We start from the raw sequence: 7,888 nt of genomic DNA, 5'->3' as shown, positions 1-7,888 counted from the left end.
TATTTATTTAACGATTTTACTAGCTTTTTCATTTTAACTCTTTTTTGACACATTCGCCAAAGTGAGATGCACCCGATCGCATCCGACCCAACCCTGCACTGTTACCATTAGCACACCTCAACTCAGGAGAGTCACATGAGCGAACCAACTCAGAGCAACACCAAAGCAGTAACAGAGGGCTGTGCCGTTCCTCAGTCAATTATGACCGCCAGTCGGGATGAACTAGATAAGAGGATCCAATTGGAGATGGAGGGGAAACTACCAGAGGACTTGCAAGGTCACGTCTTTATTGTTGCTCCAGTCGGCACTGTTGAATCAGGAGGACTCCCATTTAAAGACGGAGACTCATTGTTGAATGGCGATGGCATGATTTATCGGCTTGATTTTGATCGACCAGGCGAAGTGTGGGTGAAGACTTGCCTTGTTAAGCCACCAGATTACTATGCTGACAAAGCAACACAGCGTGGAGGCGAGTATGAAAAGTATAAATTCCTCAATCGCGGCATTGCTCGGTTGTCTATGTCTCTGGGTCTGCGTAATCAATTAAATACAGCTTTTCTACCCATGAAATTTGCTGCGGACTCCTGCGATCGCTTGCTAGTTACTTATGATGCAGGTCGTCCTTATGAAATTGATACAGACAGCCTGGAAGTGGTAACACCAGTTGGATCGAATAAAGAGTGGCGGGGGGAACTCGACCAGCTCAAAATTCCCATAATAATTAATCCTAAGAAGTTTCCTTGCAAAAGTATTTTGAGTACGGCTCATCCTGCCTTTGATTATTCCGGTGAAGGTAAGATGTTTACAGTTAATTACGGCAGATCAGCGGCTAGTTTTATAGAAGGCATTCAGTGGGTTTATGAGATCGAAGAAATTCCCCAACTAATAGAGGAAATTATCGTAGCACTGACGGGGTTCTGTCAAACGGATTTCATGAAAGATATTTCCCGTGCTGTGTTCGGCTTCTCCCGAGACATAGTTGAAAACCTAATGAGTTCCATTGGAAGTATATTTGGGAAAGAATTGGAGGATTTTACCTATGTAGTTTGCTGGGATGGTGTTGGCGAACTGGAACGATGGAAGCTAGTGCTACCAGATGGCACGCCGGTCAAAATTGAGCAAACGATTCATCAGATAGGAGTAACTAAAGATTATGTGGTACTGATGGACACCGCGTTCATTATGGGTCTGGAGCAGATAATCAACAACCCATTTCCGAAGAATAAAAAACTAGATCAGCACTTGAGAAAGTTACTAGAACGTCCGCCTCTGCCGGATTCTAATATTTATATCGTGCGCCGTGCAGATCTAAAAGCAGGCCAGCGTCCAGCTAGCAGTAATAAGGAAGTTGAAGTCGTCGCCCAGAAAGTGGTAATTCCTCTCGAAGCTGCCCATTTTTTGGTTGACTATGATAATCCCAATGGCAATATCACTCTCCACGTTGCCCACCTTTGTGGAATGCAAGTAGCTGAATGGCTTAGGAAGTATGATGTTTCAGCCTCCAAACCCCACAAACCCGTGCCACCTTACCTGCATGGTATGGAACACGATGAGACTGACATCGGACGAATGGGGCGCTACATAATTCATGGAGAGACTGGACAACTGATTGAGTCCCAAGTTATCTCCGACATCAACGCCACATGGGCTGTCGATCTCTATGCCTACTTAGATAGGCTCCCTACAGGTTTGACTCCAGGAAAGCTAGAAAATGTCTACTGGAGTTCGTTTGGACTGTGGCCAGATTTGATGACAAAATACATTGCCGATCTGTACGACGATTATAAGTACCGATTAATACCGCTCTCAGAAGTTATCCGCTTAGCCCAAAAGGGTCAACCTGCTTGCTTGTTCAGGCTGCACCCAAAGTCGATGTTGATTGCCGATCGCTATGAGTTCCCTTGTGGCTACATGACGCTATCACCCCAGTTCATACCCCGTGGTGATGGTGAAAGTTCTACAAACGGTTACATCGTCTGTGCTGTTTGTTTTGAAGACGAAAATTTGGTACCCACAAATCAAATTTGGATTTTCAATGGTAACAAACTGTCAGATGGCCCCCTGTGCAAATTGCATAGTTCAAAACTCAAGTTTGGGTTTACGTTGCATACAGCATGGTTGCGACAGATTTCTAAGCGCCAAGCTAGTTACAAGATTCCAGTGCAACAGGATTACCAGGAGCTAGTCGATCAAAACGAGCCAGAGATTAGGAAGCTGTTTGAGAATGAGGTGTACCCCCATTTTCATTAAGAAACTCACCTTCCAAAAGCGCGATCGCGCTTTTGGAAGTGGGATTCTTGGTTCATAGACACTATTTAAAAAGGTCAAACAAGAAAGGAAAGTAAAAATATGATTGTTCTTTCGGGATACGAAATTATAGAAAAAATTTACGATGGAGTAAGGACTGTTGTATATAGAGCTAAAAAAGATGGTTACAGACAACCAGTTATCATTAAAATTATTAAATATGATTATCCTAGCCTTGAACAAATCACCAATTTAAGGCAAGAATTTATAATCACTCAAAATTTAGAGTGTGAAGGAATTGTCAAAACTTACAACTTAGAAAAGTATCAGAATAGTTTTGCGCTAATATTAGAAGATTTTGGGGGTCTATCCCTTTATCATTTTATGGCAGCCAATAACCTGTCAGTAACCGAGTTGCTGAGGGTAGCGATCGCTCTATCCGAAACTTTGATCTATCTCCATCAAGTACCGATAATTCACAAAGACATTAAGCCCTCAAATATCATTATTAATCCAGCGACCGGAAAAGTAAAACTGACTGACTTTAGTATTTCATCGCGCTTGGAATTGAAAAACCAAAGCATTAGCAATCCCAACTTGCTAGAAGGGACTCTCGCCTATATGTCACCCGAACAAACAGGGAGAATGAATCGAGCAATTGACTACCGCACCGACTTCTACTCTTTGGGAGTGACTTTCTATGAAATGCTGACCAACCAGTTGCCATTTAGTACCACCGATCCGATGGAGTTGGTTTACTGTCATATTGCCAAACAACCAGTCCCACCTAAAGAGGTAGCAGAAATTCCTCAAGCGGTTTCAGATATTGTCATGAAACTGTTAGCCAAAAATGCGGAAGACCGCTATCAAAGTGCGGCGGGATTAAAATTTGACCTGGAAACTTGTTTGCAGCAATTGCAGACAACTGGAAAAATTGAAAATTTTCCCATCGGTCAACGCGATCGCGGCAACCAATTACTCATTCCCCAGAAGCTTTATGGTAGAGAAACCGAAGTCCAAATTCTTCTAGATGCCTTTGGACGAGTCAGCCTCGGTGCCACCGAGATGATGTTAGTTTCCGGTTATTCCGGGATTGGTAAAACTTCAATCGTCAATGAAGTTCATAAACCAATTGTAGCAGCTAGGGGATATTTTATTGCGGGTAAGTTTGACCAGTTTAAGCGCAACATTCCCTATGCGGCGTTAATCCAAGCATTTCAAGAATTAGTTCGTCAGCTATTAACAGAAAGTTCCGAACACATTGCTATTTGGAAACAAAACTTATTAAAGTCGCTAGATAATAACGGTCAAGTTATTATTGATGTTATCCCCGAAGTCGAACTAATTATCGGTAAACAGCTTGAAGTTCCTCAACTGGGTTCATCAGAATCCCAAAACAGATTTAATCGGGTATTTCAACAATTTATTCGCGTTTTTTGTCAACCCGAACACCCGCTAGTCATATTCCTCGACGATTTACAGTGGGCAGATTCGGCATCTCTAAAGTTAATCCAACTCTTAGTCACTGACCCAGATAACAAATATTTGTTAACGATTGGAGCTTATCGAGATAACGAAGTCAGTCCCGTTCATCCTTTAATTCAGACAATAGAAAAAATTCAAGAAACTGAAACGGTGGTGAATAATATCACCATTCAGGCGCTGGCTTTGGATAGCGTCAACCAATTAATCGCCGACACTCTGGATGCCAGCGTAAATTCAGACGAAATAAAACTTTTTTCTGAATTACTTTTTAATAAAACCCAAGGGAATCCGTTTTTCTTAACGCAGCTACTCAAAACCCTGTACTCGGAAAATCTGCTGGTTTATCAAGTAGATACAGACCGCTGGGAGTGGGATATTCAACAAATCCAAGCAATTGGTATCGCAGATTTCAATATCGTTGAACTGGTTGCCAGAAATATTCGCAAACTCCCAGAAAAAACTCAGAAATTATTAAAATTAGCGGCTTGTATCGGCAACCAATTTAACTTAGAAGTTTTATCAATTGTCAATGAACAATCAAACATAGCGACGGCTGCTCATTTGTGGGAAGCACTGCAAGCAGGTTTGATTCTGCCGCTGTCTGAAAATTACAAAATTCCTCTAGTGTTTGCCCAAGAAGAGTTGGCATCTGTACGGGATATCAAAGTTGAATACAAATTTTTGCACGATCGAGTGCAGCAAGCAGCTTATTCTTTGATTCCAGAATCGGAGAAAAAAGCCACTCACCTGAAAATTGGTCAACTGCTGCTGAATAATACAACAGAGCAAGAGCGAAAAGATAATATTTTTGCTCTGGTTAACCAACTGAATTTTGGCACAGATTTGCTAACTAATCAGTCAGAAAAAGATGATTTGGCTCAATTAAACCTGATCGCCGGACAGAAAGCAAAGGCCGCGACTGCGTATGAAGCCGCTGTTAATTATTTGAATGTAGGTCTAGAACTTCTAGCCACAGATAGTTGGAATTGCAATTATGGCTTAACGATTAGCCTTTATTTAGACGCGGTTGAAGTCGCATATCTCAGCGCTAATTTCGAGGAATCAAAAGCATTGGCAAACCAGGGGATAGAACAATCTAAAAACATACTCGATCGAGCAAAGTTTTACAATTTAATAATTAAGATGTATATTGCCCAAAACGAGATGCAATTAGCTGTAGATACAGGAATGCAAGTTATGGAAATGTTGGAAGTAAAACTATTACCAGAACTTCCAAAAGACATCGTTATAGACGATTTAATTAACATTCCGCAAATGACAGATCCGATAAAGATTGCGGCAATAGATATATTAACTAACATACAGCCAGCAGCTTTTATTTTAAATAACGGGCTGGGTCTACCCATTGTTTTTACGACCGTCAATCTCTCTATTCAGTACGGGAATTCACCTCAATCAATTTACGCCTACGGTATGACGGGCTGGCTTTTATGTGGCCCTTTGGCAGATCTAGATGCTGGATATAAATTTGGCAACCTGAGTTTAAATCTGTTAGATAAGTTAGATGTTAAAACAGAAAAATCTAGAACCTATGCTCTCTACTTTGCTGCTATCGGATTCTGGAAAGAGTATGTTAGAGAAACTATAGAACCTTTGCGTCAGTCAATTCAAAGCGGACTGGAAACGGGCGATCTAGAATTTGCTTGTCATGCTGCTATTTTCTACTGCGAACATCAATTTTTTAGCGGGGAACATCTGGAATATGTTGCAGAAAGACATACCCAATATATTGAGATGATGAGGAAATGCCAGCGAGAATACCAGCTAAACTATACTAAAATATGCGCTCAAGTTGTTTTAAATTTGCTTGGCAAATCTGACGATAAATGTCTTTTAAAGGGTGAAAAGTTTGATGAATCAGAAATGCTACCCCGTTTTTTAGAAACCAACAATATTAACTCTAGTTTTTATGTATACTTTGCTAAAACAATGCTTTATTACTTATTTAAAGATTATGAGCGCTCTGTAGAAAATGCCAAAATAGCGTCAAAATATGTAGACCCTGTACGCGCTCTGATGGTCTTTAGCGAATATACATTTTATGATTCTCTGGCTCGGCTGGCACAATATTTCCATGTTGCTGCCTCAGAGCAAGAACAATCAATGACCAGGGTGGTAGAAAATCAGAATAAGATGAAATATTGGGCGCAGAATTGCCCAGCAAACTTCCGGCATAAGTATGACTTAGTAGAGGCCGAAAAAGCCCGCGTATTGGGGCAATCTTTCTCAGCAATGGAATATTACGACCTGGCGATAGATGGAGCCAAGGAAAATGGATACGTCCAACACGAAGCCCTCGCCAATGAACTAGCAGCAGAATTTTATTTAGCATTAGGTCGTCAGAAAGTAGCGCGTACCTACCTGATTGACGCTTACTATGCCTATATTCGCTGGGGAGCCAAGGCAAAAGTTAAAGATTTAGAAGAGCGCCATGCTGAATTACTCGCACCAGTCGTCGGTAGGAAAAACAGCCTTCCGAGTGGAGGAGACGAAAGGATTGTTCAGAGCAGAACCACTATCACTTCTACCACCAGTTCAGGTGCTGGACAAGCTCTGGATTTATCAACAATTATCAAAGCCTCCCAAGCGCTCTCAGGGGAAGTTAATTTAGATAAGTTACTCTCGAATTTGATGCAAGTCTTGCTGGAAAACGCCGGAGCAGAAAAGTTTTATTTCATCATACCTGACCCAGCAGGTAAGTGGAAAATTGAAGCTCAATGTACGGGTGAACGATGTCAATTAATCTCCAAGCCAGCGACTGAAAGTCAAGAGATTCCTATCTCGCTGGTTAATTATGTAGAACGCACGCAAGAAACTCTTGCGATCGATGATGCAACGAATAAAAGCAGGTTTGCATCTGACCCGTATATTATTCAGCAGCGACCTAAATCTATCTTGTGTAGCCCCCTGATTAATCAAGGTAAGTTGGTAGGCATCTTATACCTAGAAAATAATTTAACAGCGGGGGCTTTTACGCGCGATCGCTTAGAAGTCCTCAACATCATTTCCGCCCAAGCTGCGATCTCCATCGAAAATGCCCGTCTCTATCAAACTTTAGAAGAAAAGGTGCAACAACGCACCGCTCAACTCGCCCAAGCCAACCAGGAAATTAGCAGCCTCAATAACAAACTTAAAGCCGAAAACATCCGCCTCAGTGCTGAGTTAGAAGTCACGAAACGATTGCAACAAATGATCTTGCCCAAACAATCAGAACTTGATAAAATTAAAGGATTAGAAATAGCTGGATATATGCAACCTGCCGATGAAGTTGGTGGCGACTACTACGACGTGCTAACCCAAAATGATAAGGTAAAAATTAGCATCGGCGATGTTACGGGACATGGTTTAGAAAGTGGCGTATTAATGATTATGGCGCAAACCGCCGTCCGCACTCTCCAACAAATGAACGAAACCGATCCGGTGAAGTTTCTTGATGTGTTAAACCGCACGCTTTATGCCAATATCGAGCGCATCGACTCGTCTAGAAACATGACCTTGGCTTTGTTAGATTATCAAGATAGTAACTTTACCATCAGCGGTCAACATGAAGAAATAATTGTAGTCCGTACTGATGGTAACATCGAACGAATCGATACAACGGAACTCGGCTTTCCTGTGGGATTAGAGGAAGATATTGCTGATTTTGTTTCCCAAGTTCAAGTGCATCTTAATCCAGGGGATGTAGTAGTGCTTTACACAGATGGAATTACCGAAGCTGTAAATATAAATAAAGTGTATTACGGCATAGAAAGATTGTGCCAAGTGGCTAAAGAAAATCGCCACAAAACGGCTGAAGAAATTCGACAAGCAGTAATTGATGATGTGCGACAACATATTGACAAGCAGAAAGTTTTTGACGACATTACGTTGGTAGTCCTAAAACAGAAATAACGCAAGTTGGGAATTGGTAATTGGGAATTGGTAATTGGTAATTGGTAAATTGTTTGAGCGTCCGACGAAACCGACTTCACGCCCAACAATTTTGGAAATGGTGCGCGGACTCATACCAATTTTTTATGAGGCTGCATAGAATTCGATCCCCCCTAGCCCCCCTTAAGAAGCTATGCTTTATAAACATCTTTATTAACAAGAAAGTTGACAAAAGTAACTACTTGTGTAGGGGATATGGGGGATC

General features: G+C 41.5%; 2 protein-coding genes. Both read left to right on the top strand.

Annotation, left to right across the window (positions count from 1 at the left end; genetic code table 11):
- Positions 1–135: 135 nt before the first annotated feature.
- Positions 136–2,250, top strand: a complete 2,115-nt coding sequence (locus QUB44_RS29665; protein ID WP_333373232.1) for a carotenoid oxygenase family protein — start codon at positions 136–138, stop codon at positions 2,248–2,250.
- Positions 2,251–2,349: 99 nt separating this feature from the next.
- Positions 2,350–7,644: an AAA family ATPase gene (locus QUB44_RS29660; protein WP_333373229.1), complete on the top strand. Its 5,295-nt coding sequence runs from the start codon at positions 2,350–2,352 to the stop codon at positions 7,642–7,644.
- Positions 7,645–7,888 lie beyond the last annotated feature (244 nt).

It is taken from the genome of Microcoleus sp. AT3-D2, from assembly GCF_036705715.1.
In the GTDB taxonomy this organism is placed as follows: domain Bacteria; phylum Cyanobacteriota; class Cyanobacteriia; order Cyanobacteriales; family Microcoleaceae; genus Microcoleus.
The sequence above is the reverse complement of the archived record's forward strand: the minus strand, read 5'-3'. Positions and strand labels throughout refer to the sequence as shown.